The organism is Trichocoleus sp. FACHB-46, assembly GCF_014695385.1.
Lineage (GTDB): Bacteria > Cyanobacteriota > Cyanobacteriia > FACHB-46 > FACHB-46 > Trichocoleus.
Genome location: NZ_JACJOD010000011.1, coordinates 34,418 through 60,807, shown reverse-complemented (window position 1 = coordinate 60,807; position 26,390 = coordinate 34,418). Strand labels below are relative to the sequence as shown.

Below are 26,390 nucleotides of genomic sequence, written 5' to 3'. Positions count from 1 at the left end.
CTGAAAAATATTGAGTTTACCGTGCGGCTTCAAGTTGCAGATCTGCTAAGACTTGCTTCATGTCCAACTCCAAGAAGCGATCGATGGATTGATACATCCAGTAAGCCGAGAGGGAAGCCTCTTGCCCTGTTTTTTGAAAACCCAAGGTAGTGGCCAAGGATGAAAGATGAATCGGATGTACCACCACGATGTAGAGATCGCACAGGTTAGGGAAATCCTGTTTCATCTGCGTCAGAGTGGCTTGCGCATCTTCTAAAAACTGGCAAAGATAATCGCGGCGCAGATATTCACTATCAACAATCCAAAATCGCTCAAACACAGCCGTACAATTCACATCTCCTAAGGATGCGATCTGGAATGGGTCGCTTTTGGCCTTGGAGGTTAAGTAAAAACTCTTGGCGGGTGGCCTGAAGAAATTAGCTTCTGACTCACTGGCAACCGGAAATAAAATCGACATGCCGACGGGCTGAAGGTTATCGCAGCGCCGCAAGACCCGCATTCCAGTCGAATATTGTTGTGCCCAAGCTCGCAGAGTTTTGATGATTTTGGGCTGAGCGATCGCGGCATCTTTGACCAGCCAACCATAGGTGTGAGTTAGCAAACTTGCAATTGGAATGGCATCGGTGCGGGGATTAAAGGCGTCTGGTTGCACGCTGGGGAAGGGAGACAACCGAGGCGACTCGAGCAGTTCTGGCACCGCCCGAATGCGAATAGAGACGCGGTTGCCGTCAAATTGTTTGTCAATCAACCCTAGGGCAACGAGTCGGTCTAGCATCATTCCCGCTGCGCGATCGCTTCCTTGGTCTTTACCTGTGTAGAAGAGTTGTGCCGCTTCTCGATGGCTACAAGCGACTAACTCTGCTAATGGCTGTAATCGCGAGATAGGGAGAGGAGGTAATTGCGTCACAGCTTGTTGCTGCTTCAGAGACAAGTAGGCCCACAACCGCACGAAACATTCGGCTCGACGCCGAGTTAGGCCAATGCGTCCAGACAACAGCGTCATGTAATGCTGCTGACATTCTGGAGTGAACCAGAGGTCTAGCTCATAAGGCTGCATGGAGCACTCCTGCCGCCGCAATGCTGTGACAACTCAAGGTGCTAAGCGCTCAATCAACCATTGGCCAGCTTCGCCTTGGCGATAATGCAAGCGATCGTGGAGACGACTGGGTCGACCTTGCCAAAATTCGATCGCCGATGGCACCACGCGATAGCCTCCCCAGTGAGGAGGGCGGGGAATTTCTTGGTCTTGATATTGCTCGGTTAATGCTTGCAACCGTTGTTCTAACACTTCGCGATCGCTGATCACTTCGCTTTGATTAGAAGTCCAAGCACCTAAACGGCTACCACGGGGACGACTCTGGAAATAAGCATCGGCTTCTGAGTCTGCGACTTTTTCTACACGACCTTCGATGCGGACTTGCCGCTCTAGCTCGGCCCACCAAAACACCAAGACTGCCTGGGGATTTTCGCCTAGCTCTTGGCCCTTGCGGCTGTTGTAGTTGGTATAGAGCACAAAGCCTCGCGGGTCAAAGCCTTTGAGCAAGACAATGCGGGCCGAGGGCATGCCTGTTTTGGTTGCGGTCGCCAAGGTCATCGCATTCGGTTCGTGGAGTTGGGCGGCGATCGCTTGATCAAACCAAATTTGAAATTGCTGAAACGGATCAGGATGGGCTTCTGCTTCGGTGAGAGCTTGTAGGGCGTAGTCTTTACGCAGATCAGCGATCGAACTGTTCATGGACGGTTGTATATCGAGCAATGATGAGGGATCAAATTATTAGCTGGCCGAATGGAATCTATGACCATTCATGGAGTTGTAAATGGGAACCACGCCTTACACTTACCATTGGAGTTGCATCCTAGGCAGCTTCTTGCCTGAGTTAGCGTTGAGAGGGAGTACATAAAAGCTATGACGTTACTATTAGCGGGAGATATTGGCGGTACTAAAACTATCCTGCGGTTAGTAGAAGCCCAAACGACATCACCTCAAGCCAAAATTAATCTTAAAACACTCTATGAAGCCCGCTACTCTAGTCAGCACTTCCCTGACTTGGTGCCGATGGTGCAGCAGTTCTATAAGGAAGCCGCAGAAAAAGTAGGCTATGCTCCCGCGCCCCAAGAAGCTTGCTTTGCGATCGCTGGGCCTGTGGTCAACAACACCTCCATTTTGACAAATTTGGGTTGGTCTCTCGATGGTAAGCGGCTAGAAGCAGAGCTAGCCCTGAAGCATGTACGGCTAATCAATGACTTTGTGGCGGTAGGGTATGGAGTCGTGGGCTTGAATCCCGAAGACTTACTCACCTTGCAAGCAGGCAAACCAGATCCGAGCGCTCCCATCGGGGTGATTGGGGCGGGAACGGGCTTAGGAGAAGGGTTTCTGATTCCTTGCAACAACGGCTATGAAGTGTTTGGTTCCGAAGGGGGGCATGCTGACTTTTCGCCTCGCTCCGAGCTAGAGTTCCAACTGCTGAAGTACTTGTTGGATCGCAACAACATTCAACGGATTTCTGTAGAGCGTGTAGTTTCTGGGCAAGGTATTACCGCTATTTATCAGTTTTTGCGCGATCGCCAACTCACAGGCAGCGCTCAACCGATTGCTGAGTCTCCAGTGGGGCAGATCGTGAGAACTTGGGAGCATGAAGCGGGGCGGAGCGAAAAAACCGTAGACCCAGCCGCCGCGATCGCCACTGCTGCTTTAGAAGAGACAGATCGGCTCTGTGAGCAAGCGATGCAAATCTTTGTGGAAGCTTATGGGGTTGAAGCAGGCAACCTAGCACTGAAACTCCTACCCTACGGTGGCCTTTATGTGGCGGGTGGCATTGCCAGCAAAATTTTGCCATTAATGCAGACTGGTCTGTTTATCCGAGCATTCGGCCAAAAGGGCAGAATTAGCCCGTTGCTAGAGAGAGTCCCAGTCCATATTGTCTTAAATCCTCAGGTTGGCTTAATTGGAGCTGCCCTCTGTGCTGCCCGATTAGAGGGTTAACTCTCTGATTGCGGTTACTGGCAGTAGCAGTATTAGTCAGGAAAGCGACTGGGAGGAAAAAGATAGCTAATTGCAACCACACCTAAAGTCAGGGCGAGGCTCACCAGAAGGATCGCTAATGAGAGGGGAGACATAGGGATTACCATTGTGCCAACCGCCTGACTTTAGCGATTCTGTTTGGCATCTTCGTGACCACAACATCACAAAGTTTTGTCATCGGATATGGCTCACCTCAAGGAGTGGGTTATTCAAGCCAAGGGTAAGGAAAATCTAAAGGTACTACCCTGCCCTACCTGGCTCTCCACTTCAATTTGGCCCCCTTGCAACTCTACCAAGCGGCGGGAAATGGATAACCCAATTCCGGTGCCGCCAGAACTGCGATCGCGCGAGGGATCAGACCGCCAGAAGCGCTCAAAGACATGGGGTAGATCGGCAGGAGCAATGCCTACACCCGTATCTACCACTGCAACCCACACTTTTCCTGCTTCACTCCAAGCCTGCACTGTAATTGAACCCTGCTCGGTATATTGCAGCGCATTTCCTAATAGATTGATCAAAATCTGTTCTACTCGTTCTGGATCAGCCAATGCCAGAGGAAGCGCGGCTGGACAGTCTAGACGTAACTCTGGCCCTTCTTCCAGCAGTTGGTCAGAAAACTTTTGAATCAGTGACGTCAACAAAGGCAGCAGTTCCAACTTTTGGGTATGAATGGGCAGATAACCTGCTTCAGCTTGGGAGAGTTCTTGCAGGTCATTCACCAAGCGTCGTAAGCGTCTGGTTTCCTTCGCCAAGCGTTGATAGATATCAACAGAAGGTTCGATCGTGCCATCTGCCAAACCTTCTAGATACCCTTCCACTACAGTTAGGGGAGTGCGCAGCTCATGAGTCAGATCGCCCACTAGCTCCCGCCGCCGCTGCTCTACTCCTTGCAGATCCGCTGCCATGCGATTGAAACTTGCCGCCAACCGATGCAACTCACGAATGTCGTTGGCAGGCATGCGCTCACTCAGGTTGCCAGAAGCGAATTTCTGAGTGATGGCTTCCATTTGAGTTAGGGGTTTGACAATGCGCCGCGCCACTAAATAGCTCAGTCCTCCCGCAGTCGATCCGCCGACCACGACTGACCAAAGTGCCCCACGTCCCCAGGCATACTCGAAGCCTTTAATCAGTTGGTAGCGCACATAACCTAACTTAAATCCGCTTCCTTCTAACTTGGCTAAATGCAGCACAAACAAGCGAGGTGAGTAAAACTTGCCCACTGTGATCAGGGTACTCAGCCCCACTACCATGACAATCACATGGGATAGAAATAGTCGTCCTTGCAGCCCAATTTTAGCCACGAATGCTCGATGTCCTGAATCTAATCGTTCACGATCGCCAGTGCTATTTAACTAGTTCTATCTCTTAACCTATTGCCTCAGCCTTAGCTCGCTACGCTAGTTCTAGGCTAACTTCAAACTCAGTTGTTTTGCTTAGTATCTTTTTGGATAGTATTGCACTTTCAAGTATGTACTTCCCATATTGATGCTAGCTAGTTTAGAGTAAGAAGACATCCAAGAAATAACCAATTTCATTTGGATAAAAGCAAGATTTCAGCTGAGAAACACCTCCCTGACGCAACACACCAGGAGTGTTTTCAGCGATCGCCTTTATTACGAGGTTTAAGCCATGACCCAAGGGACAGTGAGTAACCTAATTCATGATCGCAATGCCCGTGGTCGCACTAAAATCGGCTGGCTCGACAGCTACCACACCTTTTCCTTCGGCAACTTCTACGATCCCGGTCGGATGGGATTCCGGGCGTTACGAGTAATCAATGACGATCGCGTAGCACCAGGCGCAGGGTTTCCCATGCATAGCCATCGGGATATGGAAATCCTGACCTATGTGATTGAAGGAGCCTTGGAGCACAAGGATAGCTTAGGCAACGGTGCCATCATTAAGCCCGGAGAAGCTCAGGTGATGAGTGCAGGCACAGGCATTACTCACAGCGAGTTCAACTCTTCCAGCACCGAACCTGTTCACTTTTTACAAATCTGGATTCTGCCAGATGAGGAAGGGTTGAAGCCCCGATACGAGCAGCGGGACTTTCCTCTAGAAGAAAAGCAAGGTCAATGGCGCTTGATTGGTGCTAAAGATGGCCGTAATGGAGCCGTCACGATTCACCAAAATGTTGACCTGTATGTGTCCATCTTGGCTGCTGGCGATCGCCTCTCCTACACCCTCCAACCAGAACGCTACGGCTGGCTGCAAGTGGCAAAAGGTATGGTTGCTTGGGGCGATCAAACTCTCCGGGAAGGAGATGGTGTCGCGATCGCGGCTGGCGAGCAGTTAGACCTCAGCACCGATACAGGCGCAGAACTCTTGCTGTTTGACCTAGCGTAACTTCAAGCTTGGGCTTGATCCTCAAACTTATAGCCTACCCCGATCACCGTTTTTATGAACGTGGGATTTGCGGGGTCGGGCTCAATTTTTTTGCGGAGTCGCGCTACATGGGTATCCACCACCCGTTCATCGCCAAAAAAGTTACTACCCCAGAGTTTGTCTATGAGTTGGGTGCGGTTCCAGGCTCGTCCTGGATAACTCATAAACGTGGCTAATAGCTCAAACTCTAGGGTAGTTAGATCCAATGCTTCTGCGCGATCGCTCCCTATAGCCCCCCCTATAGCGCCTTCTGTAACGCCATCCATAAAGCGGGAAGCGGTGCGCTGTTCAATATCAATCAGAAAATGCTGGGTGCGGTAAGTTTGGGTTTGGCCACCTTGTCGGAGCGTTCGTCTCAACAGCGCCCGCACCCGTGCTACCAACTCTCGTGGACTAAAGGGCTTCACCAGGTAGTCATCCGCCCCAGTAGATAAGCCAATGATGCGATCGATTTCTTCACCCTTGGCCGTCAGCATCAAAATATAGGGATCTTTCGCGCCGGGACGTTGCCGAATCCGAGCGCACACCTCTAAGCCATCCAAGCCAGGAATCATCAGGTCTAGGATGACTAAATCTGGCTTTTGTTCTGGAAACACTTGCAGCGCCGTGATGCCATCCCGACAAATGCGGCACGAAAAGCCTTCCTTCTCTAAATACAGTTGAATGAGCTGGGCAATTTCAGCTTCATCCTCGACGATTAAGATTTCCATTGGCTTTGCCGCTTTTCCCCATTTTCTACAAATGACGATTAAATTCGACCGAAATCACCCACAAGCAGGATGTAGATTGTATTGATACGGTCGCGATCGCAACTTCTGTATTGGGCAATCTGGAAGTTGTATTTATCTTTCTAAACTAATCAGGTGGAGTGGGACTGCCCTATGGAAACCGCAGTGCATCAGGATAGTTTGCAGGTGCTGGCACGGCAGTTACAGCAACATTTGCAATCCGAGTTGGGCCAGCCAGTTCCGATCCAGATTCAGTGTGCGCTAAAGCAAGGCGTACTCATGATTTTAGGCCAACACTCTCCTGGTATTAACCCACCCACTCCTCAGTCAGTTTTCACGCTTTTAGAGCAAGCCTTAGAGTCTCTACAACCCGATTTTTCTGATTCCGAGTTTAACTACACCGTCCGGTTGTATTTGCGAGTCGCTGGACAGAAACAACCTTACGCTAGCCATTCCCTGACGCTGGAGCCCACCGCACCTGCCGAGCTTCTAGAGGGCGATGTTGCTACACCACCGGACAACTCAGCTAATACCAGCCACAACTTTGAGTCTACCAATGCGCTGCTGGATACCGAGATTGCCGACCCACCAGACTTGAACGATGCAGAGGATAACCCTTTTGGTTCTGCCATTCAACCTCTGACTGAGCCTAGGGATGAGATAGTTCCCACCCACAAGCCCAGCAAGCCAGACCAACGCACTAGGTTACCTTTGCTGGTAGCTGGAGCAGGGGTAGGGCTGTTTGCTTTGGCGGGAGTCATTTATGCCCTGACGCGGCCCTGCGTAATTGGCGGTTGTCCCGCGATCGCCACGGCGCAGCAACTCAGCCAAGAGTCAGCAAAAATTCTGCGAACCACAAAGTCTGGGCAAGAAGTTTTAACGGCTCAACAAAAATTAGAGACAGCAACCCAAGCTCTAGCGCCCATTCCTGCTTGGTCAGGTCATCATGGGGAAGCCCAAACTTTGCTAAACACTTATCAAGCACAGGAGCAAGCGATCGCTCAAGTAGTAGCTGCACAAAACCAAGCGATCGCCGCCGCGCAAAAGAGCCAGAACCCGCCGCATCCCTTAGCAGACTGGACTGAGATTCAAAAGCTCTGGCGAGGGGCAATCACACAATTAGAGGCAGTTCCCAAAATCAGTACTGCTTACCCCGTCGCGCAGAAGAAGCTGAAGGAATACCGCGCCAACCTCGTCATGACCAATAAGCGAGCCAAACTGGAGCAACAAGCTAATGCAACTTTAGCGAAGGCTAAGTCTACCGCTCAGGTGGCGGAGGCTCGCCAGGGAATTGCTCAATCCTTAGCGAGTTGGCAGCTAGCAGATGCGACTTGGCGCATGTCTACCAACACCTTGCGGCAAGTTCCACGCGGCACGATGGCCTATCAAGAAGCTCAGCAATTGCTCGGTGAGTATCAGCCAAAGATTCTAGCAGCCCGCGATCGCAAAACGAAGGAGCAGTTGTCTGTCAATGCTTATCGCCAAGCCGTGAACTTAGCCCGTCAAGCCCAAAGTTTTGAGCAGCAAAACCAATGGTCCCAAGCAGTTGCTAACTGGCGAGATGCCCTAGCTGCAGCCAAGCAGGTTCCCACAGACAGCCTGTTTTACAACCAAGCTCAGCCATTAATTAGTTCCTATGGCAACTCGTTGACCGAAGCCGAGAATAAGCTGAGTTTGGCAAATATTTTAGAAGGCGCTCGCGCTGACCTTCGCCGTACTTGTGCTGGCTCTCCCAGGGTATGCGACTTCGCGGTGAGTCTCGCCCTAATCAAAGTTCAGTTAAATCCTGACCATGTCAGAAAGCTGGTACGAACCGCGATCACCGCTGAAGCAAATGGTGACATTGGCACCCAAGTAGACGTTCGCGATCACATTCAAACTTTGGAAGCCGCTCTAGAAGCCATCAGCGAAAATGCCAACATCGCCATCGAACTCTACGACGAAAACGGCTCTTTGCTAGGACGCTATGTACCTTCTTTAGCCCAATAGTTTGGGAGCGATCGCCCCCCTCAGCGTTTTGAAAAATTTTTGAAAAAATCAGTGCTACTGAAAAATCCGCTCGTAAAGCAGAGCGGACAAATTTTGTGTGGCTGAGAAATTATGAAGTTTTGGGCTACCCCTTGCCAAGGCTATATTGCAACTCAATACAAAGTTAGTTGAGCGGCTTGATTAAAAAATACACGGCAGAGACCTCTGGTTACTAAAATTGTTGTCACCAGCGTCGTAAACGCCAGCATAAACATAATCAGCATTTGGTAACTCGCAGCATCTAGAGGACTGACACCGCTGAGCAACTGCCCCGTAATCATGCCTGGTAGGGTGACTAATCCCACTGCCATCATGGAGTTAATTGTGGGGATCATGCCTGCTTTGATCGCATCTCGACGGTACTGAGCCACTGCTTGCTCTGGGGTTGCTCCTAGACTTAAATAAGTTTCAATTTCTAGGCGACTGTTACTGATGGTGCTGGCTAGGCGTTCTCCTGCGATCGCCGCTCCATTCATGGCGTTTCCCAAGACAATCCCTGCTAGGGGCACCAAATATTGGGGCGAGTACCAAGTGTCAGGGCGAATCACCAGCAGGTTGGTATAGCTCAAGGTCAGGGCTGCGGCGACAAAGATTGAACCCCAGAGCAGCGGCAGCAATTGCGGAATCTTCTTGCTGATGCGGTTACGAGCCACAATGGTGGCAATGGTCAGCATGCCCGCAATAATGCCTAACACCACCCAAGGATTGTCTACGGCAAAAACTAGCTCTAGCAGATACCCGACCATGACCAGTTGAATCACCGTTCGGCCTGTCGCCACGGTCAGATTCCACTCCAAACCAACCCGTTGCCAAGCCGATAAGCCGATCGCGATCGCCATCATTCCCAAGGCCCAAGCTAGATCCAGGATGTCTAACTTTATCAACGTATCCACAAGCTCTGACCTGCCAACGTGTTTTCCTGATTTTGCCAGAGCTGAAACAATCTGAGGGCAGCTTTATTCTAGAAACTGGTAAAGCCGAGGAATGGCGGATTCCATTTTTTAACAAAGTTTGATTTTATTAACCTAGCAAGACTTGTGGTGTAAACGAGTGAATAAAGTCCCTCTGCTCAACCTGACGCGGCAATTTGAAACCATCAGCGAAGAAGTAAATGCAGCCGTTCTCCAGGTTTTGGGTTCTGGTGGTTACATTGGTGGTCCCGCCGTTTCAAACTTTGAGCAGCAGTTTGCCGCCTACACAGGCACCTCGGAATGTATTGGCTGCAACTCTGGGACTGATGCCCTCTTCTTAGCCCTGCGGGCCTTAGAGATTGGCCCTGGAGACGAAGTAATTGCGCCTCCCTTTACCTTTTTCGCGACCGCAGAAGTGATCAGTGCGGTGGGAGCCACCCCGGTTTTTGTCGATATTGATGCGAATACGTTCAATCTCGACCTCAATTTGATTGAAGCGGCGATTACTGAGAAAACCCGCGCCATCATTCCAGTGCATTTGTTTGGTCAGCCAGTCGATATGACTCGACTGATGGCGATCGCAGAAGCGCATAGCTTAGCCGTAATTGAAGACTGTGCCCAAGCCACCGGAGCCGAATGGACAGGCCAGAAGGTTGGCAGTATCGGCCACATTGGTTGCTTTAGCTTCTACCCCACCAAGAATTTAGGCGCAGCAGGAGATGGAGGCGCAATTACTACTAACGATCCAGCGATCGCAGCCAATATTCGAATGTTGAAAGAGCATGGTAGTCGAGCGCGCTACTATCACGAGGCGATCGGGATGAATAGTCGCCTGGACGCGGTACAAGCCGTAGTGCTGCAAATTAAACTGCGGTTTTTGGATACCTGGAACCAACAACGGCAGCAGATTGCTGAGCGCTACCAACAATTACTTAGCCGTATTCCGCACATCGTTCCGCCTCAAGAAATTAGTGGGGGGCGATCGGTGTGGAATCAATACACAATCCGCCTGGTGAATTCGCCAGATGCACCCAGCCACCTGAGCCGTGAACCTGGAGCCTTGCAGGATTGGGTGCGAAATGAGCTGCAAAGCCGTGGCGTTGGCTCGATTGTTTACTATCCTTTACCGTTGCATTTGCAGTCGGTTTATCGAGATTTAGGCTATCAGCCAGGGCAACTGCCTGTGTCCGAGCAAATGTGCCACGAAGTTTTGTCTCTGCCCATGTTTCCTGAGCTTTCGGCTGAAGATCAAGACCAAGTGATTTACAGCTTAAAAGATTGCTTGGCTACTGCTGTTGAGAGTCAAAGTTAATCGGGAAGACTACAAGCGAAAGCCTTAAGTCTGCTTGTGCTGGTGCCGAGCGCCTTGCCATTTAATAAAACCCCTGCTGTCAGCGATTTAATACGAAAATACAGCAATATTTACAATCCTTAGGCTTCGACTCGTTGGAGTTTGAATTGCTTATTGCTTGTAATGTCGAGGTTGCTGAACTTTTACTGCTCAGAGGTTCACGCTAATTGCAGTGATCTGCGACACAAAACTTAACTCTGCCTGCGGTCGTATCCCAGTTGTTTGTAGTTTCCTATACTATAGTTAATAAAAAGATAAGAAGATTCAGGGGTCTGACCTAATCGCAGCTTAGGTGGTTACCCGTAAATTTCAGTCGAAGATCAGTAGGTACTGGGCAGGCCGAGTGACAGCTCAAGATGTAGATGTTGCGGCGACTGTCAGGCTTTTGAGACGTTAAATCCCGCACAAAAGAGGCGTAAAGAGGCGTGAGTCAGCATCAACTGGTTTCTACAGCAGAAACACAACCGCGTTCCACCGACCTTAGCTGGCGGGCTCACCGCGAAAAACCGCTCTCCACTCGCAAGTATGATGCTCAGGCGATCGCCCGTCACTACCGCTATCGCCCTCTCCAAGCTATCTGGCGTGCTCTTAATATTCTTTGGTCTTTTGCCTGGTTTGTCCTGGGCTTAAAGTTCGATGATTGGCAGCACCACACCGAAGCCAATAAATTTAAGCGGGCTGCTCAACTCCGGATTTTGCTGACTCGCTTGGGTCCCACCTTTATCAAAGTGGGACAAGCGCTTTCTACTAGACCCGACTTAGTGCGGAAAGACTTTTTAGAAGAACTGGTGAAGCTACAAGACCAGTTACCTCCCTTCCCAACCGCGATCGCCTTTGGCATTATCCAGGAAGAGCTAGGTTACGCAGTTGACGAGATCTACGCTCAGATTTCACCAGAACCGATCGCGGCTGCCAGTTTAGGCCAGGTGTATCGGGCGCGTCTTTATAGCGGGGAAGAAGTTGCGGTCAAAGTGCAACGGCCCAATTTGCTCCCAACGCTGACATTAGATTTGTACTTGATGCGCTGGGCTGCAAGTTGGCTCGGCCCCTTGCTACCGCTCAATCTAGGACACGATCTCACCTTGATTGTGGATGAGTTCGGCACCAAGCTGTTTGAAGAAATCGACTACTTGCATGAGGGATACAACGCTGAGAAGTTTGCTGATAACTTCCGCGACGACCCCACAGTAAAAGTTCCCAGCATCTATTGGAGCTACAGCAATACTCACGTCCTGACGCTGGAATGGATTCACGGCTTTAAGCTCACCGACACCGAAAGTATTAAAGCCGCAGGGCTGGATACAGATACCCTAATCCGGATTGGAGTCACCTCTGGTTTGCGCCAGCTCCTAGAGTTTGGCTTTTTCCATGCCGACCCGCACCCTGGCAACTTGTTTGCCATGCCCGACGGTCGCATGGCTTATATCGACTTCGGCATGATGGATCAACTGAGCGAAACCAATAAAGAAACCTTGGTGGACTCGTTGGTGCATCTAATCAACAAAGACTATGTGGATTTAGCCGCAGACTTTGTCAAGCTCGGTTTTTTGGCTCCTAACACCAACATTTGGCCGATTGTTCCGGCGCTAGAAAGCGTATTGGGCGACATTATGGGCGAAAGTGTGGGTGACTTCAACTTCAAAACCATTACCGACAAGTTCTCGGAACTGATGTATGACTATCCGTTCCGCGTTCCCGCTAAATTTGCCCTGATCATCCGTTCCTTGGTGACGCAAGAGGGGCTGGCCCTGAGCTTGAATACTCAGTTCAAAATTGTGGATGTGGCTTATCCCTACGTGGCTCAGCGGTTGTTGAAGGGAGAATCACCTGAGTTGCGGCGTAGGCTAATTGATGTGCTGTTCAAGGATGGTAGATTTCAGTGGCAGCGACTGGAAGATCTAATCGCGATCGCCCGCTCTGATACCAACTTTGATTTACTACCGACAGCTCAACTCGGTCTGCAATATTTGCTGTCGCCAGAAGCCAACTTCCTACGCCAACAGCTCATTCTCGCTCTGATTGAGGACGATCGTCTACATACTGAGGAAGTTCAGCGGCTCTGGAACTTAGTTAAAGACGAACTCAAACCTGCCCGCCTTTTTAGTGCGGCTTGGGGAGCATTAGCTGGAGCCTCCATGCAAGGAGCGGCGGCGCTGCTACCCACGATTCCCTTTGCTAGTTGGCAGACTCCTCAAAATCACTAAAAATTGAGGAATATCCATAGATTGATACAATTGAGCGTCAGCAACTGCATATTAGGAGTTTTCTGTGTTTACTTTCCCTGACCCTCCGTACTTCTTACTGGTTGCTGGCCTCCTGATCAGCATTACTTCTGGGGTCGCGTTTGAAGCAACTCTAAAGCAAGCGGTGCAAGATTGGGCCAAAAATCGCTCCACTCGCACCCTAGCTGCTTTGCAAGGCATGCAGCTGTTTGTGCCTTTCTTGGGAATTACCGCAGGTGCCTGTCTCTTTCTAGGTTCTGGGATGGAAATTTTTGGTTTTAGCACCAAATTGTCCTACGCCCTCTCTCTTCCCTTATCAATCTTCACGAGTTGGCTAGTTTGGTCGCAGTTGGGCAAGATTTTGATCCAGCTAGAGCAGGGTGGCTCACAAGCGCTGGATCTAGATTCATTCAACTAACTCTGCCTCAGCCTTAATCTCTATTCAAGGTGCTGATGCACTACCTGCCTGAGCCTGTTGCAGTTGCTTTTCAGCATTTGCGGCCCAGGCAGTATTGTTTTGAGCGGTGTAGAGGTCTTTGGCATACTGCAAGACCTGTTGGGCATCTTTGTACTGTCCTTGCCGCAGAAATACTAACCCCGCACCATAGTAAGCATTAGCATAGTTAGAATTAGCCTCAGCTGCTTGGCGAAAAGCCACTAAAGCTTTTGATAGCTGCCCCTGCTTCAGCAAAATCGACCCCAAGTTGTAATGCGCTTCGGGATACTTGGGGCTAATTTTAATCGCCTCACGCAGCGCTGCGATCGCCTCAGACATTTTGCCCTGCTGCATGTAGACCACACCGAGATGATAAGCGGGTTCCGGAGCGGTGGGGCTGAGCTGTTGTGCCCGCTTGAATGTCGCGATCGCCTGGTCTAAAGCACCTTGCTGTTCTAGCACCAAGCCCAAGTTGTAATGAGCCAAGCCGAGTTTGGGATCGATTTCTAGCGATCGCTGCAAATATTCCTTGGCTTGCTGTAAATTGTTGCCTTCTAACAATGCTGCGCCTAAATTGGCATAAGCCAGAGCGAATTTGGGGTCTACTTGAGCTGCTTGGTAAAACGCATTGGCGGCAGGTTGCAACTCACCTTTTTGCCGTAGCGCTAAACCCAAGTTGTAGTGAGCAGCGGCTAAGGTGGGGTTTAGCTGGGCTGCCTGCTGAAAGGCGGCGATCGCGGGTTCTACCCGACCTTGCTGAATCGCTCGCAACCCTTGCTGCATTACATCCTCGGCTGTTTGGGTAGATTGAGCTTGAGCAACTAATGATGGCCTCATCTGCCCATCCCAATTGCTGTGCAGTAATCCTAGCTGGATCAGCACAGCCACACCCAGCCAACCCAACTTATAGACAAATTGATTGTGGTTTTTCATCCAGGCTGAACTCCCATCAAACATGCTGCTGTTAGCACTGTAAACTGCTTGGTTTGAAGAACGGAACATTGATCCATGAATTGAGCTAAGGCAGGCGTTTGTCCTTGTTGTAAACGAGCGATCGCCTCTGATGCAACAGGTTGGTATTGATGCAGCCAGCGTTGCCATCTTGGCCCTGGCGTTAAGTAGGCTGGTGTAAAAGCATCCTGCTCAATTAAGAAAAAATCAACTCCATACTTCGCAATGAAGCGCTGCACGTCCTGAAGCTCAGGGCTGTAATGGGCTTGCATCAAATCGATCGCTCGTTGGCGAATTTGCTTGTAGTAACCCAAGTGGTAAGGAAAAGCAAATTCTCGGGCCACCAAAATAGAACGTTTGGCGAAAGCAGGCAGATTACTAGCTTCTTCTGCCAAAGAGGCAATCAACGTATCTTTGGGCTGTTGGGCCAAAAACTCATACACCTCAGGCACCCGACCTTTAACTTGCAAGTGAGTGCTCAAAAAAATACTGGGTACGGCTGGAACTACAAGGGAAGCGATCGCCAGGATTGCCACCAACCCTAAACAACCCCGCTGCCACAGGTTCAAAGCGGTTCGGCTTCGTCGCATCTGAACCAGCCAGCGTAGACCTATTTCTGCAAGTAGCACTAAGGTAATCCCTGCAGCTAAAGCCATGACTATCCGGAGGCTGTACTCCATATAGCGACCGGGAAAGTGCAACTTCAAGAAAACCACGTGTGCCAAGCCAAACAGTCCTACTGAGGCGATGAGCACTTGAACTAGTAGCTTAATTTGGCTAGAAACTTGGCGCACTAACGCCGACGGATAGCGCAGTAAGAATGGCAGGAACGCTCCAGCCCAAATGACAGGTGGATGCAACGGCAACCGGATGCCGCTATCCCCCACAAACCAAAAGGCGAGCAAATTTGGGATGAAGAACTGGGCACGACCATCTACACCGTACTCCGGCATGAGTTTAGCCTGAGCCGCTGTGACAATGGGGCCAAATTCAGCAGCTTGCTGGGCAAAAGGCCACAAGGCGAAAAGGGCGATGATTAAGCTCAAGCTCCCCAAGATCCAAGCTTGGCGATCGCCTACCAAACGCAATTGACCTTTGTGCCAACGCCACAGTCGTACCGTAAGAATGGCGATTTGGAGTAAGGCCATTTGGGGATAAAACAGGGCTTGTAGCGCGATCGCAATCAGGCAGGGAACGAGCGATCGTTTTAGCAAGTAATACAAGAATGCCAAGAAAATTGGATATAAGAAGGCGCGAGAAGTGGCGGAAATCAAGTCGTCATTAAGCCACCAAGACTGATTAAGAATGAGCGTGGATAGAAAAGCACTGATAGGAACTGGAAATAATTGCAGAGCTGTACCAAAGCCATAGACACTAGCAATTAGCCCCAAGAATAAAGGTAGAAACTTAGCTATAACTAAAGGCTCGACTCCTAGTTGGTTCATCGCCCAATAGAAACTTTTATAGCCTATAGGCGCAATAGATTCGAGATAATTAGCAATTAAATCATTAGGAAATAAATTTGGATTAGAAAATCGTTCTAACCAAACTACATGCAAACGAGCATCATCTTGAATCAGATAGGGCAGGCTCAGCGAATCGGCTAATGAAATCAAACCGAAATAAACTGTTGCCGCCAAGCTTAAAATCAACCAAAATTTTTTACTATTTAGAAGTTCCCAGTTAAGTTTGGTAGTTGCAATTAGGGTTCTAGCTTGAAGTAGGGGAAGGGGCATGAAGTTTCAGCAGGGCTATGCAACAATTTGAAGAAAGTTAAAGCAATCTTCAAATTTATAGCTGTTATTGCACATAGTCAAATCAAAGGCTTAACTCTGCCTTGCTCCAACCATCTGCACAGTCAAAATAGCTGTCTACCATGAATTTTCTCTATCCCATTCAGCCACGATCGCCAGATGAGAAGATACGGCAGCTAACTCATCTTTTTAGCGAAATTCGAGTTTTTTATAGACAAGCTATTAAAATTCACCCGATTCTATTCCTGCCGAATTGCTAGCAATCTACAGATTAAACCAAGTCATAGAGTTGTGAATTAATAGCTTGAGAACTGTAAAGACTCGTCAAGATAGCTGTTACATGAAATTTTGCTAACAAACCTCTCTCTCTAATCCCAAGCGCGTTAATCTAAGCTTTAAGCAATTAAGATTTCTGTGTTGAAAGCTGAGCAGTTATCTCAATTACCGCTTTACTTTTTCACATAATTAAATAAGGAGAGCGACCTATGAACAACAAAGTAGAGGTGGGTTCGCGAAATGTAGCCATTGTTGGTCCTTATCTGAGTGGAAAAACCACGCTTCTCGAAAGTCTTTTATCGGTTACAGGAGCAATTAATCGTAAAGGCCGGGTGCAAGACCGTAACACCGTGGGGGACAGTGCCGCTGAAGCCCGCGATCGCCAAATGAGTGTGGAAATAAACGCCGCCAGTACCGAATATGGCGGCGTTCGTTTTACGTTTGTAGATTGTCCCGGCTCAGTTGAATTTGCTCAAGAAACCTACAACGCTTTGATTGGTGTCGATGCGGCGATCGTGGTTTGTGAAGCAGTGAGCGATCGCGTCCTCACCCTCGCTCCCTTATTTAAGTTTTTGGATGACTGGGAAATTCCCCATCTCGTCTTTATCAACAAAATGGATCGCGCCACCTCTCACTACATGGACGTGCTCCAGGCGCTGAAGTCGGTTTCTAGTCGGCCTCTGGTGCCGCACCAATACCCGATCGCCCAAGGCGAAGAGATTGTGGGCTTTATCGATCTGGTGAGCGAGCAAGCTTATCACTACCATCCGGGTGCACCTGCTGACCCCGTGCCACTCCCAGAAGCACTTCGGAGCGAAGAGCAGGCTGCCCGAGCGGAAATGCTGGAAGTGTTGGCAGACTTTGATGATCATCTTCTAGAAGAACTGCTGGAAGAAATTAACCCCTCCGAAGAAGAAATTTTGCAAGATCTGAAAATGGATCTGGGTGCCGATTTGATTGTGCCTGTCTTCGTGGGCGTAGCTGAGCAAGATTATGGTGTCAGGCCACTGTTAGAAGCGCTACTGCGAGAAGCCCCCGATGCCGAAACAACGGCAGAGCATCGAGGCACGGTGCTCAGCGCCAAGACTCCATTGGCTCAAGTACTCAAAACCTACTACACCCCTCAAGGCGGTAAGCTCTCTTTGGTGCGGGTTTGGCAAGGCACAATTAGCGATGGCATGACGCTAAACGGCGTGCGAGTAGGCGGTTTGTATCGCCTGATGGGGCAACAAACCCACAGCTTGACCACGGCTCAGGCAGGCGAAATTATTGCCATTAGCCGCTTGGAAGGTGTGAGAACCGGAGACACACTAACTACGGCTGACTCTCAACCCACCGCCGAACTGCCGAAAGCCGAACACATGGCTCCTGTGTTTGCGCTTGCCATTACTCCTGAGAAGCGCAACGACGAAGTGAAGCTCAGTGGTGCCCTAACCAAGTTGCTAGAAGAAGACCCCTCTCTGGCTTGGGAGCAACACGGCGACACGCACGAAGTTATTCTTTGGGGACAAGGCGACATCCACTTGCAGGTGGCGCTCGATCGCCTGCGGCGGAAGTACAACTTGCCCATGAGCACGCATCTGCCCCAAGTACCCTACAAGGAAACGATTCGCAAACCCACCTCTTCTCATGGGCGCTACAAGCACCAAACCGGAGGGCATGGGCAATTTGGAGATGTTCACCTAGACATCAAACCGCTGCCACGGGGAGAAGGTTTCAACTTTAAGGAAACGATCGTGGGTGGTGTGGTGCCACGGCAATACATTCCGGGTGTGGAAACAGGCGTGCGGGAGTTCTTGGTACATGGACCGCTGGGTTTCCCGGTGGTGGACGTCGCGGTGACTCTTACCAATGGTTCCTATCACAACGTTGATAGCTCGGAGCAAGCCTTTAAGCAAGCAGCGCGGATTGCCATGCAGGAAGGTATGACTCAGTGTGAACCCACGTTGCTAGAGCCGATTCTGGCGATCGCGATTTCTATACCCACTGACTTCACCTCCAAAGTGCTGAAGCTGGTGAGCGGGCGACGGGGCCAGATCCTGGGTTATGCCGCCAAAGAGGGTTGGCATGGCTGGGATGAGGTTGCTGCTCACTTGCCCCAGGCGGAAATGTACGACCTGATTGTGGAGTTGCGATCGCTCACGATGGGCGTGGGTTACTTCCACTGGGAAGCACATCACCTACAAGAAGTTCCAGAAAAGCTGGCTGAAAAGGTGCTCGCCTCCAATATTGGCAACAATAACGGCAGCAGCAACGGTAACAATCGACATTAAGTTTCTGCCCTACCAAGTGCTATAGATTGGCCTTCTGGTAGACGCTAAAGCTAAGCAGAGAGTGGCATATCAGACAATACGGCTATCTGGTATGTCACTATGTTTAGCTTATTAGAAACCACTATTCGGCCACTACAACTGAATTCTAAAGTGCTAGAGGTGGCCTATGAACTGTATTTAGAAGCACCCCAAGCAAGTCATCCAGGCATTAACCTACAGGAACTTTCCCGACGCACTGGAGCCAGTTTGATGGAGTGCCGCAATGCGATCGTTGAAGCGAACCAAGTAGGCAGATTCCCAAATTGCTCTCTGTACACAACATGAACTGGGATCATACGGCCTACAACGATGCCAGCGACTCTCCCTACGATTCGTGCCCCAATTCTACGGAGCAGCATTGTTCACCTGCGCTTAAGTCGCCTTCTGCTTATCGTTTTATTTGGTTTGACTGGTTTTGCCTGTGGTATCCACCGGGCTGGCTGATTTTGTTTAATCGCCACTGGCAGCATTACCATGACGATCCTGAAGGCTGGAATTGGTTGGATTACATGCTGTTTCTGATTCCGGGAGGCTTTTACCTAGCCTCTCTTATCCGCTGGTTGCGACTCGGTTGTCGGGCACCCCGATCTGAAGGAGGCAATGTTAACCCTGCTTATCAACAAGCATTTCAAGATGAAATCCTGGGTCCAATTGTGCAACACTATTTCCGGGCAGAGTTGCACCAGCTAGAGCATTTGCCTGTCACAGGCCCACTGGTCGTGGTGATGAATCACGCAGGTATGGCTTTCCCCTGGGATTTTATCAGTTTAGGTTGGTTACTTAAGCAGGAACGAAATTGGGTGATCCAGCCGCTAGCTCACACCATTTTCTTTGATCATCCTTGGTTGAATTGGTGGCTCCCTCCGAGTTGGCCTCAAGTCTTAGGTGGGGTAAGGGCGGAGCGTCAAACTTTTGAAGTAGCCGTAGCTAATGCAGAGACAGAAACGGTAGTACTTTATGCCCCAGAAGGCTGGCGCGGCTTGATTAAGGGGTGGCGGCAGCGCTATCAGTTGACTACGTTTGACCCTAGTTTTATTCAAGTCAGCGATCGCCACCATGTGCCAATTTTGCCAGTAACTTGCATCGGCAATGAATTGTTGCACCCTTGGGCCTGGAACTTCAAAACCTTAGCTCGTTGGATCAAGCTGCCGCTGTTTCCCATTTCGTTGCTGATGGTAGCGTTTGTGCTCTTTCCCTCAATGGGCGTGTGGGCCATGCGATCGCGGCTCAAGTATACGGTGCAACCGCTCTACCAACCTTGGCAGGAAGCAGGAGTTACAGCACCAGATCAGCCCAAGCGATCGCACGCTTACCAACAAGCCCAAGCTTTGCGATCGCAACTTCAAGATCAACTCAACCAGATTCGTAGCAGCGCGAAAAGCAAGTAGCTACTTTAGGCTCACCGCTTTGGGTTTGAGGGCTAAGAGCATCTCGACCTGAGCGGTGGTTTTGTCTGGTTGGGTCACGGTGATGCCAAGGCCACGAATAGAGTTCAGCATGGCAGTTGTCTCAGGTGTAATGCTGCTGGTTTGAGTTTTTAACAGGCTGGTATTCATCACGGCCATGATTTTGTCCATGTCGAGATAAAAGTAGCCTGCATTCGGCTTAGCCAAAGAACTTGTCACCGTTTTGAAGGCAGCGCTTTGATCTAGAGGCTGCTTGGCTGGTGCGGTCATGCCATCAATGAGGGGGCTACCCACTGCGATAAAGAGAGAATTTTGGTTCAGCCAACCGTGCCCCAAAACGCTTTCCTGTTGTGGCAATTTCCATTCAGTAATAGTTTTGCCATCCACATTGCGTTGCGCCACCTGCATAAAGTTCTTTTGGGCGATCGCATCTAGTTTGGTCAAGGTAGCCTCGGCAGTCGTACGATCGCTGGTTTCTAGCACCAACACGCCGCCAAAGCCAACCGAAGACAGCACGCCTTGATTGAGGGCGATCGCCCCTAGGCCAAATTCTCCATCCATCCAGCCAAACACTTCTTGATCAGCATCCAGGTTGACAGCCTGTAGCTGTTGCCTCACAGTGTCAACCACTATCTGGCTCTGGGGCACGTTTTGAGCCTGCTCTACCATTGTTGTCCAGGCAGCTTTCAGGCCTTGCCCAGTCACTAAGGCGATCGTGTCTGTCGGAAAGGCAGCGACTACTTTGCCTGGAACGGGTTTGTACTGCATGGCGGTGGCTTGAGGTTTCGCTTTCGCCTTGGCTTTCACCCGCAGCCCAGAATCATCTACGCCCACACCCACGACCAAGGATTCCACCTGGTCTAACTGCTGCATGCTTTGCGGCGGAATTTGGGACGCTTGCGGGCTGTTGGCGATCAGTTGTTTGACCGAAGTGCCGTAGTTGGGTAAATAAATCTGCGCGATCGGATTTTCTACATCTACGCCCGTTGCCATCAGTCGAGCCGCCCCGGATTTATCGGCAAAGGAAGGCGCACCCTTGAACGTATCGACTGCTTGTTCTACCGTGGCTTTTTTGTGGGCAAGCACCAGGCGATCGCTGAGCACGGCACTGTAAATCGTGCTGTTGGGCTGATCCTTTTGCGTGGTGGCTGAGATTTTGATGCCTTTGTAATCACTCTCTCGAGTTTGGACTCCGGGCTGGGACTTGGCTTGATTGGCAAAGGCTAAAGCTCGAACTTTGTCCTTAATGCCCACTACGAGTAGGGTGTCCGACTGTTGGGTGCCTTCAGACGCACTCGGTAGCACGGCCACCATGACATTGCCCACCCAAGGCTTCAGGTCTTTGTCATAGTTGAGTTGGCTGCCTTTGAGCAATGAAGCCTGGAAGCTTTGCACTCCTTGACCCACAAACTTCTGAGCCTCTGGGGTGCCAAACTGTTGCAGTTGGTCCCAACCTTTGGCATCACTCGCAATGAAAGTAGCCATCAGCGCTTCATCAGGCACCACTTCCGCACTCGCAGCGGGACTGGATGAATCAATGGGGCCGCCTTTCATGAACCAGTAAGCAGCACCCCCAACAACAACCGCGATCGCAGCAACAGGCAATAATACTTTTTTGAAAGCAGACATGGGAACCAAGTTCTCCTAGTAGCGTGGAATTTTAAGCTCTAATGTGAAACGGGGCGAAAGCTAAGACGGAATGAGCGCTGGGCTTGATAGAGGAAACACAATTCTTCGGCTTGATTCCAGTGTTCCCTGCCACAATGGATCAAAGATTGAATCCTTCTTTAAGAATTTCTTGTGACTAACAACAGAGTTGACGCGATTTTGCACCGCGCCTTAGCGGGCGACGACATTTCTCCAAAGGCAGGGGTGACGCTGCTGCAACAAACAGAGCCAGCCGCGATCGTTGCCATTCGAGAAGCGGCAGACCAATTGCGCCAGCAGCAAGCAGGCAACACTGTTACTTACGTCATCAACCGCAATATCAACTTCACGAATATCTGCGAGCAGCACTGTAGCTTTTGTGCCTTTCGCCGGGATGCAGGAGATGAGGGTGCTTATTGGCTGGATAATGCCAAGGTTCTCGAAAAAGCTACAGATGCAGTGCAACGGGGTGCCACCGAAATTTGTATGCAAGGCGGGCTGAATCTGGAAGCCAAACTTAATGGCAGTTCCCTAGCCTACTATTGCCAAGTTGTAGAAACGATTACTCGCCAATTTCCCCACCTGCATCTCCATGCTTTCTCACCTCAGGAGGTGCAGTTCATCGCGCGGGAAGATAATTTAAGCTATTCCGAAGTGATTGCTGCCCTACAAGCAGCGGGCGTTGGCTCTATGCCAGGAACCGCCGCAGAAGTGCTAGACGATGAAGTGCGTCGCATTCTCTGCCCAGAGAAGACTGACAGTGCAACCTGGTTGGAAATCGTCGCCACGGCTCACCGTGTGGGAATGCCGACGACTAGCACCATGCTCTCTGGGCACATCGAAACCCCAGAGCAACAGATCAAGCATCTGGATTTGCTGCGATCGCTCCAGCAATCTGCTCAAGACCGAGGCGATCGCGGCATTACTGAGTTTATTCTGTTGCCCTTTGTCGGTCAGGAAGCGCCCAAACCGCTACGCCGTCGAGTTGGGCGCGATCAACCCGTTCTGGCTGACGCCTTGCTGCTGATGGCGGTGGCTCGCATTTACTTAGGTCGCTGGATTCCTAACCACCAACCCAGTTGGGTCAAGCTCGGATTAGCAGGGGCAACAGAAGCTCTGACTTGGGGCTGCAACGATATCGGCGGCACTTTGATGGAGGAGCACATCACCTCAATGGCGGGAGCCCAAGGCGGCACTTGTATGGAAGTTGATACGTTACAAGCCGCGATTAGTTCTCTAGGCCGACCACATCAGCAACGAGATACTTTGTATAACGCGATCGCAACTCCAGCTCTAGTGACTTCTTGAACTACTTTCTAACTTTTAAAGCGATGACTCGGCTTACCAAGTGACACCTTTCAGCTTAGGCGGAAATAACTTGCGTTCAGACAACCGATCATCCTCTAAGGTGTGGATTAAATATTGGCCTGTCGCCTGCTGTTCCTGATCATTCTCGTGGTCCATCCAAGACTGAAGTAGGTTAACGGCTTCAGTTTGCTTTTGCTTCAGTAAGAAAGAACTTGCCAAAAGTTGCAATGCCAATGCTTCCACCGAAAGCCCTTGCTGAGTGGTTTCCTGTAAAAGATATTGCTCTAACTCAGGTGACAGGTTAAGGGCAAGTGTCATATGGCTTTCGTGTACCCTACATCTTAGAGCTGATTTGTAAAGTCTCCTGGAACCGTTATAAATCAAGGACTTTTGAACAGTTGCTTTTCTCAAACGATCACAAGCTCAAAGTCAAACAGATTATGATGTTCGAGCTTCTTAAGATTTACTTTATAAATCACCTCTTAATCTTGCAACGTGAGATATCACGCTAGCGATTGCTTGATGGATTAGTTTAAAGAGTTATCATATCCCGCATTCTAAAATTACTAAATAATGGATTCTGAAAGAATTTACTTCATTAGTCTTTAAACAAAATTAGGTGCAAAAAATTTTTTCAATTTAGATTTAGATAATTTTTCATACTCGCTAACACAACTGCATTTAGGTTTACAGGGGTAAGGTTGAATAATTAAGTTCTTCATTCCAGATATTCTGGCAGAAACCTTTAACGCGCCTACAGCTTGGCTATATAGATCAACTGTACCTAATTTTTTTTGGGGATTATCTAAATATACTTTTTTCAAGTAAGGGTCTAATGGCAATATTCCGCCGCAATGGCGTAGGACCAGCATTTGCTTAAATTCACCATATCGATGCTCTTGTTTAAACTCGTCCTCACTGGAAAAATATCTATCGGTAAGTCGCTCGTTATCTTTCCATTGGATAGGATTAGATTTTGTAACCCATAGCGATGGTAGCCAATCTTGCTCTAATGCTTCTAAATCAAAAACGAATAAAGCAGGACCATATTCATTTCTACGTTTAATCCGATCATGAATGTCTACACTATCTAAAAATAGATCGAACCAGATGTTATATTTCTTGTCAATTTTGTCGGAATTTTGGGAGGTTTGGTGGAGTCCCATTTCTTTTACAACACCGCGAGCCATCAACCGTCCAGACTGTAAAAAGGTACAAGCAGTTTGTACGGTATTAGCGTGATAAAGATTCTCCACTCCCTTATCCTGTAGGATTTCTAAGATCCGTCTTGCGTCCAATTCCATATTTAATTGAGTAGATTTAGAAATATCGGTGGTAACCATAATCTATTTAGCGTCTACACAATCTCCAATGATCTGGAGAAATTTACATTCATATCTCAATTGGAACACAAAGTAAGCTAGCCATTATTGGACTGCAACTTTTTGTATAACATGCTCGTAGGTAGTGATTGGACGAAAGGTTTCCTATAACACTTCAAATGTAATAGATGGGTGGAATCTCTCAGCAATATATGTTGTCGAACCGATTTATGCGCATATCTTGAGTCAAGAAGGACAAAACGTGAGAAGTCCCATTTCTCCAATAGCAATTGGTTTAAATTCAGCAGAATTGAAAAATCTTTGACATGCCCTCCAATGGGGAAAATAATTATTTTCGGTAGAGACCTATGTGAGACGAAGCAATGACTGATCGATTTCTCCTGGATAGATATCCGGATTTAGCAGGCCACAGGCCGATAATACTTTGCTAGAGTGTCAACGGCGTTGCGTATTCTGTCTGGCTAAGAGAGCTTGGGGTCATGATCGACAAGAAAAATAAGGTTGCTCTACCACTAACGCTAGGAGCCGCAGGCTTACTGATTGCAGGGGGAGCAGCGACCTACTGGTTTATTACTCAGAGAAACACTGGGTCAGGCGAGCTACCCGTGGGAGCCAACATCATTCCGCAAACCGCGCTCATGGCAGTTTCGGTCTCGACTGATCCAGGGCAGTGGCAAACCCTCAGACAATTTGGCACCCCAGAAACCCAAGCCTTAGTAGACCAAAACTTGGCTCAGTGGCGCGATCGCCTGCTGACAGCCAACGGCTATAACTACCAAAAAGATATTCAACCCTGGGTTGGCAGACAAGCAACTTTCGCCTTCCTACCTTCTCAAACAGCCACACCCGCCAGCCCCTCCCCTACCCTGCCTGCTCCCACTCCGGGAGGCCAACAATCGGTAGTATTGGTTCTACCCATCACCAATCCGGGTCAAGCGCAGCAAGCACTCTCTCAGCCCAAAACTGGAGGGGGGACTCAGTGGACGCAGCGGGACTACAAAGGCTTTCAGATCCGAGAAACCCAGGGAGCACCGACCCAGAATTACTCCGCTACTGTTCTAGATGGACGCTTCTTGGTGGTTACGACCGATCCCAAGATCACCGATCAAGCGATCGACACTTATAAAGGTGGTGTTTCTCTCCTCAACGCTCCTGGATATACCGCCGCCCTTAACAAGATTGGTACGAATCAAGGCTTTGCCAACCTATATGTCAATGTGCCAGCAGCAGCAGCGGTAGCCTCCACCAGTTCAGCCGTTCCGGTTGCGCCAGAAAGCCTCAGCCAGCAAATCCAAGGCTTGACCGCTGCCTTTAGTTTGCAGCCACAGGGCATTCAGGTTCAGAGCGTGGCTTGGTTGAAGCCAGATAGCAAGAAAAAGTACACGGTTGCGAATGCGGCCAAGAATATGACTAACCGCTTGCCTGCGGAAACTTTGGTCATGGCTTCGGGTGGCAATCTCAAGCAGCTTTGGGAACAGTACATTCAGGGAACCAACACCGCCACTTCGCCTAACCTGACCAATCCCCAGGTTTTACGAGAGGGGCTGCAAACCCAGACGGGTTTGGACCTGGACAAAGATTTGCTGAAGTGGATGGATGGAGAGTTTTCCCTGGCTTTAATTTCCAATCCACAGAAAGCGCCGACAGATTTACCCGCTGGCTTGATGTTTATGGTGCAAGCGAGCGATCGCCGAGCTGCCGACAAAGCATTCAAGCAACTGGATGAGGTGATGGCCAAGCGGTACAACTTCAAGGTCAATGAAGTCAAAGTTGGCAATCAATCCACAATTACGTGGTCGCCTGCTTTAGGAGGCGCGATCGCCAGTCATGGCTGGTTAGATAGTAATGTTGCCTTTTTGACGGTGGGTGCGCCTGTTGCTACCAGCATTATTCCTAAGCCTGCAACTCCTTTAGCCACCAGTGAATTATTCCAGTCCACTGTACCCGCAGAGCTAAAACCAAATAATGGGCACTTCTTTATTGATGTCGATCGCACCCTGAGCAGCAACCTAGCTTTGATTCGGCTGGCCCCCAGCAGTCAGGTTTGGGCAAAAGCAATTCAGGCGATCGGAGTGACAGGAGCCATCAGCGACGAACGCACGACTCGCTACGATGTGTTTGTGCGTTTGCGTCAAGGTAATAAGCCAGGGTCACTACCAAGTCCTGATGCCAGCCCTGATGCAACTTCTAGCCCCACAGCATCACCGACCCCTGCTCCAGAAGCTTCTCCCACGCCATCTCCTTAGGAGCCACTTGATAGGTAGGCTACCGACAAGACCCAGGAGTCGATAGGATAGGATCAGCCTTATT

At 49.7% G+C, this 26,390-nt stretch carries 21 protein-coding genes; 11 read left to right on the top strand and 10 right to left on the bottom strand.

Annotated features, from left to right (window positions below; all coding sequences use genetic code 11):
* Positions 1 to 16 precede the first annotated feature (16 nt).
* Positions 17 to 1,057 carry a hypothetical protein gene (locus H6F72_RS06865; RefSeq protein ID WP_190433100.1) on the bottom strand — a complete coding sequence of 347 codons (1,041 nt, stop codon included), beginning with the start codon at positions 1,055 to 1,057 and terminating at the stop codon, positions 17 to 19.
* 33 nt (positions 1,058 to 1,090) lie between these two features.
* Positions 1,091 to 1,735, bottom strand: a complete 645-nt coding sequence (pdxH, locus tag H6F72_RS06860; protein WP_190433098.1) for a pyridoxamine 5'-phosphate oxidase — start codon at positions 1,733 to 1,735, stop codon at positions 1,091 to 1,093.
* A gap of 171 nt (positions 1,736 to 1,906) precedes the next feature.
* Here pdxH and H6F72_RS06855 point away from each other — a divergent pair, with 171 nt between their 5' ends.
* Positions 1,907 to 2,983: a glucokinase gene (locus tag H6F72_RS06855; RefSeq protein ID WP_190433096.1), complete on the top strand. Its 1,077-nt coding sequence runs from the start codon at positions 1,907 to 1,909 to the stop codon at positions 2,981 to 2,983.
* Between the two features lie 248 nt (positions 2,984 to 3,231).
* On the opposite strand, the gene H6F72_RS06850 is transcribed toward H6F72_RS06855, so the two are convergent.
* Complete coding sequence (locus H6F72_RS06850; RefSeq protein ID WP_348252272.1) at positions 3,232 to 4,323, bottom strand: HAMP domain-containing sensor histidine kinase; 1,092 nt, start codon at positions 4,321 to 4,323, stop codon at positions 3,232 to 3,234.
* 328 nt (positions 4,324 to 4,651) lie between these two features.
* On the opposite strand from H6F72_RS06850, the gene H6F72_RS06845 reads away from it, so the two are divergent.
* A complete protein-coding gene (locus H6F72_RS06845) occupies positions 4,652 to 5,368 on the top strand; it encodes a pirin family protein (RefSeq protein WP_190433095.1) in 717 nt (238 codons plus the stop codon).
* Positions 5,369 to 5,370: 2 nt separating this feature from the next.
* Here H6F72_RS06845 and H6F72_RS06840 read toward each other — a convergent pair whose 3' ends face one another.
* The gene (locus H6F72_RS06840) at positions 5,371 to 6,117 is read right to left on the bottom strand and encodes a response regulator transcription factor (protein WP_190433093.1); all 747 of its coding nucleotides are present in this window, start codon (positions 6,115 to 6,117) and stop codon (positions 5,371 to 5,373) included.
* A 171-nt stretch (positions 6,118 to 6,288) separates the two neighbouring features.
* On the opposite strand from H6F72_RS06840, the gene H6F72_RS06835 reads away from it, so the two are divergent.
* Complete coding sequence (locus tag H6F72_RS06835) at positions 6,289 to 8,124, top strand: hypothetical protein (protein WP_190433090.1); 1,836 nt, start codon at positions 6,289 to 6,291, stop codon at positions 8,122 to 8,124.
* A 152-nt stretch (positions 8,125 to 8,276) separates the two neighbouring features.
* Here the strand turns inward: H6F72_RS06835 and fetB are convergent, their stop codons facing one another.
* Positions 8,277 to 9,056, bottom strand: a complete 780-nt coding sequence (gene fetB, locus H6F72_RS06830) for an iron export ABC transporter permease subunit FetB (RefSeq protein WP_190433089.1) — start codon at positions 9,054 to 9,056, stop codon at positions 8,277 to 8,279.
* A 157-nt stretch (positions 9,057 to 9,213) separates the two neighbouring features.
* Between fetB and H6F72_RS06825 the strand changes: the two genes are divergently transcribed.
* The 3 genes from H6F72_RS06825 (at position 9,214) to H6F72_RS06815 (ending at position 13,065) form a co-directional block, all read left to right on the top strand.
* Positions 9,214 to 10,386: an aminotransferase class I/II-fold pyridoxal phosphate-dependent enzyme gene (locus H6F72_RS06825; protein WP_190433087.1), complete on the top strand. Its 1,173-nt coding sequence runs from the start codon at positions 9,214 to 9,216 to the stop codon at positions 10,384 to 10,386.
* A gap of 464 nt (positions 10,387 to 10,850) precedes the next feature.
* Positions 10,851 to 12,629 (top strand): ABC1 kinase family protein, encoded by a 1,779-nt coding sequence (locus tag H6F72_RS06820; protein ID WP_370527458.1) that lies wholly within the window; start codon positions 10,851 to 10,853, stop codon positions 12,627 to 12,629.
* Between the two features lie 64 nt (positions 12,630 to 12,693).
* A complete protein-coding gene (locus H6F72_RS06815; RefSeq protein WP_190433085.1) occupies positions 12,694 to 13,065 on the top strand; it encodes a hypothetical protein in 372 nt (123 codons plus the stop codon).
* Positions 13,066 to 13,089: 24 nt separating this feature from the next.
* On the opposite strand, the gene H6F72_RS06810 is transcribed toward H6F72_RS06815, so the two are convergent.
* Together H6F72_RS06810 and H6F72_RS06805 are read right to left on the bottom strand one after the other, a co-directional pair.
* Complete coding sequence (locus H6F72_RS06810) at positions 13,090 to 14,016, bottom strand: tetratricopeptide repeat protein (protein WP_190433083.1); 927 nt, start codon at positions 14,014 to 14,016, stop codon at positions 13,090 to 13,092.
* Positions 14,013 to 15,674, bottom strand: a complete 1,662-nt coding sequence (locus H6F72_RS06805) for a hypothetical protein (RefSeq protein ID WP_206755421.1) — start codon at positions 15,672 to 15,674, stop codon at positions 14,013 to 14,015. The genes H6F72_RS06810 and H6F72_RS06805 overlap by 4 nt, the downstream gene beginning before the upstream one ends.
* Positions 15,675 to 16,273: 599 nt before the next feature.
* On the opposite strand from H6F72_RS06805, the gene H6F72_RS06800 reads away from it, so the two are divergent.
* The 3 genes from H6F72_RS06800 (at position 16,274) to H6F72_RS06790 (ending at position 19,764) form a co-directional block, all read left to right on the top strand.
* Positions 16,274 to 18,337 (top strand): elongation factor G, encoded by a 2,064-nt coding sequence (locus H6F72_RS06800; protein WP_190433080.1) that lies wholly within the window; start codon positions 16,274 to 16,276, stop codon positions 18,335 to 18,337.
* A 99-nt stretch (positions 18,338 to 18,436) separates the two neighbouring features.
* On the top strand, positions 18,437 to 18,661 hold the full coding sequence (locus H6F72_RS06795) for a hypothetical protein (protein WP_190433079.1): 225 nt from the start codon (positions 18,437 to 18,439) through the stop codon (positions 18,659 to 18,661).
* Positions 18,658 to 19,764: a 1-acyl-sn-glycerol-3-phosphate acyltransferase gene (locus H6F72_RS06790; RefSeq protein WP_190433078.1), complete on the top strand. Its 1,107-nt coding sequence runs from the start codon at positions 18,658 to 18,660 to the stop codon at positions 19,762 to 19,764. The genes H6F72_RS06795 and H6F72_RS06790 overlap by 4 nt, the downstream gene beginning before the upstream one ends.
* Here H6F72_RS06790 and H6F72_RS06785 read toward each other — a convergent pair whose 3' ends face one another.
* The gene (locus tag H6F72_RS06785; protein ID WP_190433077.1) at positions 19,765 to 21,411 is read right to left on the bottom strand and encodes a DUF3352 domain-containing protein; all 1,647 of its coding nucleotides are present in this window, start codon (positions 21,409 to 21,411) and stop codon (positions 19,765 to 19,767) included.
* 171 nt (positions 21,412 to 21,582) lie between these two features.
* Between H6F72_RS06785 and cofH the strand changes: the two genes are divergently transcribed.
* Entirely contained in the window at positions 21,583 to 22,737 is a 1,155-nt protein-coding gene (gene cofH, locus H6F72_RS06780) for a 7,8-didemethyl-8-hydroxy-5-deazariboflavin synthase subunit CofH (RefSeq protein WP_190433075.1), read from the top strand.
* 33 nt (positions 22,738 to 22,770) lie between these two features.
* Here cofH and H6F72_RS06775 read toward each other — a convergent pair whose 3' ends face one another.
* Positions 22,771 to 23,055 (bottom strand): hypothetical protein, encoded by a 285-nt coding sequence (locus H6F72_RS06775; protein WP_190433073.1) that lies wholly within the window; start codon positions 23,053 to 23,055, stop codon positions 22,771 to 22,773.
* A 287-nt stretch (positions 23,056 to 23,342) separates the two neighbouring features.
* Positions 23,343 to 24,080 (bottom strand): hypothetical protein, encoded by a 738-nt coding sequence (locus H6F72_RS06770; RefSeq protein WP_190433071.1) that lies wholly within the window; start codon positions 24,078 to 24,080, stop codon positions 23,343 to 23,345.
* A gap of 479 nt (positions 24,081 to 24,559) precedes the next feature.
* Here H6F72_RS06770 and H6F72_RS06765 point away from each other — a divergent pair, with 479 nt between their 5' ends.
* Positions 24,560 to 26,326, top strand: a complete 1,767-nt coding sequence (locus H6F72_RS06765) for a DUF3352 domain-containing protein (protein ID WP_190433069.1) — start codon at positions 24,560 to 24,562, stop codon at positions 26,324 to 26,326.
* The last annotated feature ends 64 nt before the right edge of the window (positions 26,327 to 26,390 follow it).

Bases quoted from the DNA above. Each gene is read 5' to 3' on its own strand.
- H6F72_RS06865 (WP_190433100.1), bottom strand. From the start codon at position 1,057: ATGCAGCCTTATGAGCTAGACCTCTGGTTCACTCCAGAATGTCAGCAG.
- pdxH (WP_190433098.1), bottom strand. From the start codon at position 1,735: ATGAACAGTTCGATCGCTGATCTGCGTAAAGACTACGCCCTACAAGCT.
- H6F72_RS06855 (WP_190433096.1), top strand. From the start codon at position 1,907: ATGACGTTACTATTAGCGGGAGATATTGGCGGTACTAAAACTATCCTG.
- H6F72_RS06845 (WP_190433095.1), top strand. From the start codon at position 4,652: ATGACCCAAGGGACAGTGAGTAACCTAATTCATGATCGCAATGCCCGT.
- H6F72_RS06840 (WP_190433093.1), bottom strand. From the start codon at position 6,117: ATGGAAATCTTAATCGTCGAGGATGAAGCTGAAATTGCCCAGCTCATT.
- H6F72_RS06835 (WP_190433090.1), top strand. From the start codon at position 6,289: ATGGAAACCGCAGTGCATCAGGATAGTTTGCAGGTGCTGGCACGGCAG.
- H6F72_RS06810 (WP_190433083.1), bottom strand. From the start codon at position 14,016: ATGAAAAACCACAATCAATTTGTCTATAAGTTGGGTTGGCTGGGTGTG.
- H6F72_RS06800 (WP_190433080.1), top strand. From the start codon at position 16,274: ATGAACAACAAAGTAGAGGTGGGTTCGCGAAATGTAGCCATTGTTGGT.
- H6F72_RS06795 (WP_190433079.1), top strand. From the start codon at position 18,437: ATGTTTAGCTTATTAGAAACCACTATTCGGCCACTACAACTGAATTCT.
- H6F72_RS06790 (WP_190433078.1), top strand. From the start codon at position 18,658: ATGAACTGGGATCATACGGCCTACAACGATGCCAGCGACTCTCCCTAC.
- H6F72_RS06785 (WP_190433077.1), bottom strand. From the start codon at position 21,411: ATGTCTGCTTTCAAAAAAGTATTATTGCCTGTTGCTGCGATCGCGGTT.
- H6F72_RS06775 (WP_190433073.1), bottom strand. From the start codon at position 23,055: ATGACACTTGCCCTTAACCTGTCACCTGAGTTAGAGCAATATCTTTTA.
- H6F72_RS06770 (WP_190433071.1), bottom strand. From the start codon at position 24,080: ATGGTTACCACCGATATTTCTAAATCTACTCAATTAAATATGGAATTG.
- H6F72_RS06765 (WP_190433069.1), top strand. From the start codon at position 24,560: ATGATCGACAAGAAAAATAAGGTTGCTCTACCACTAACGCTAGGAGCC.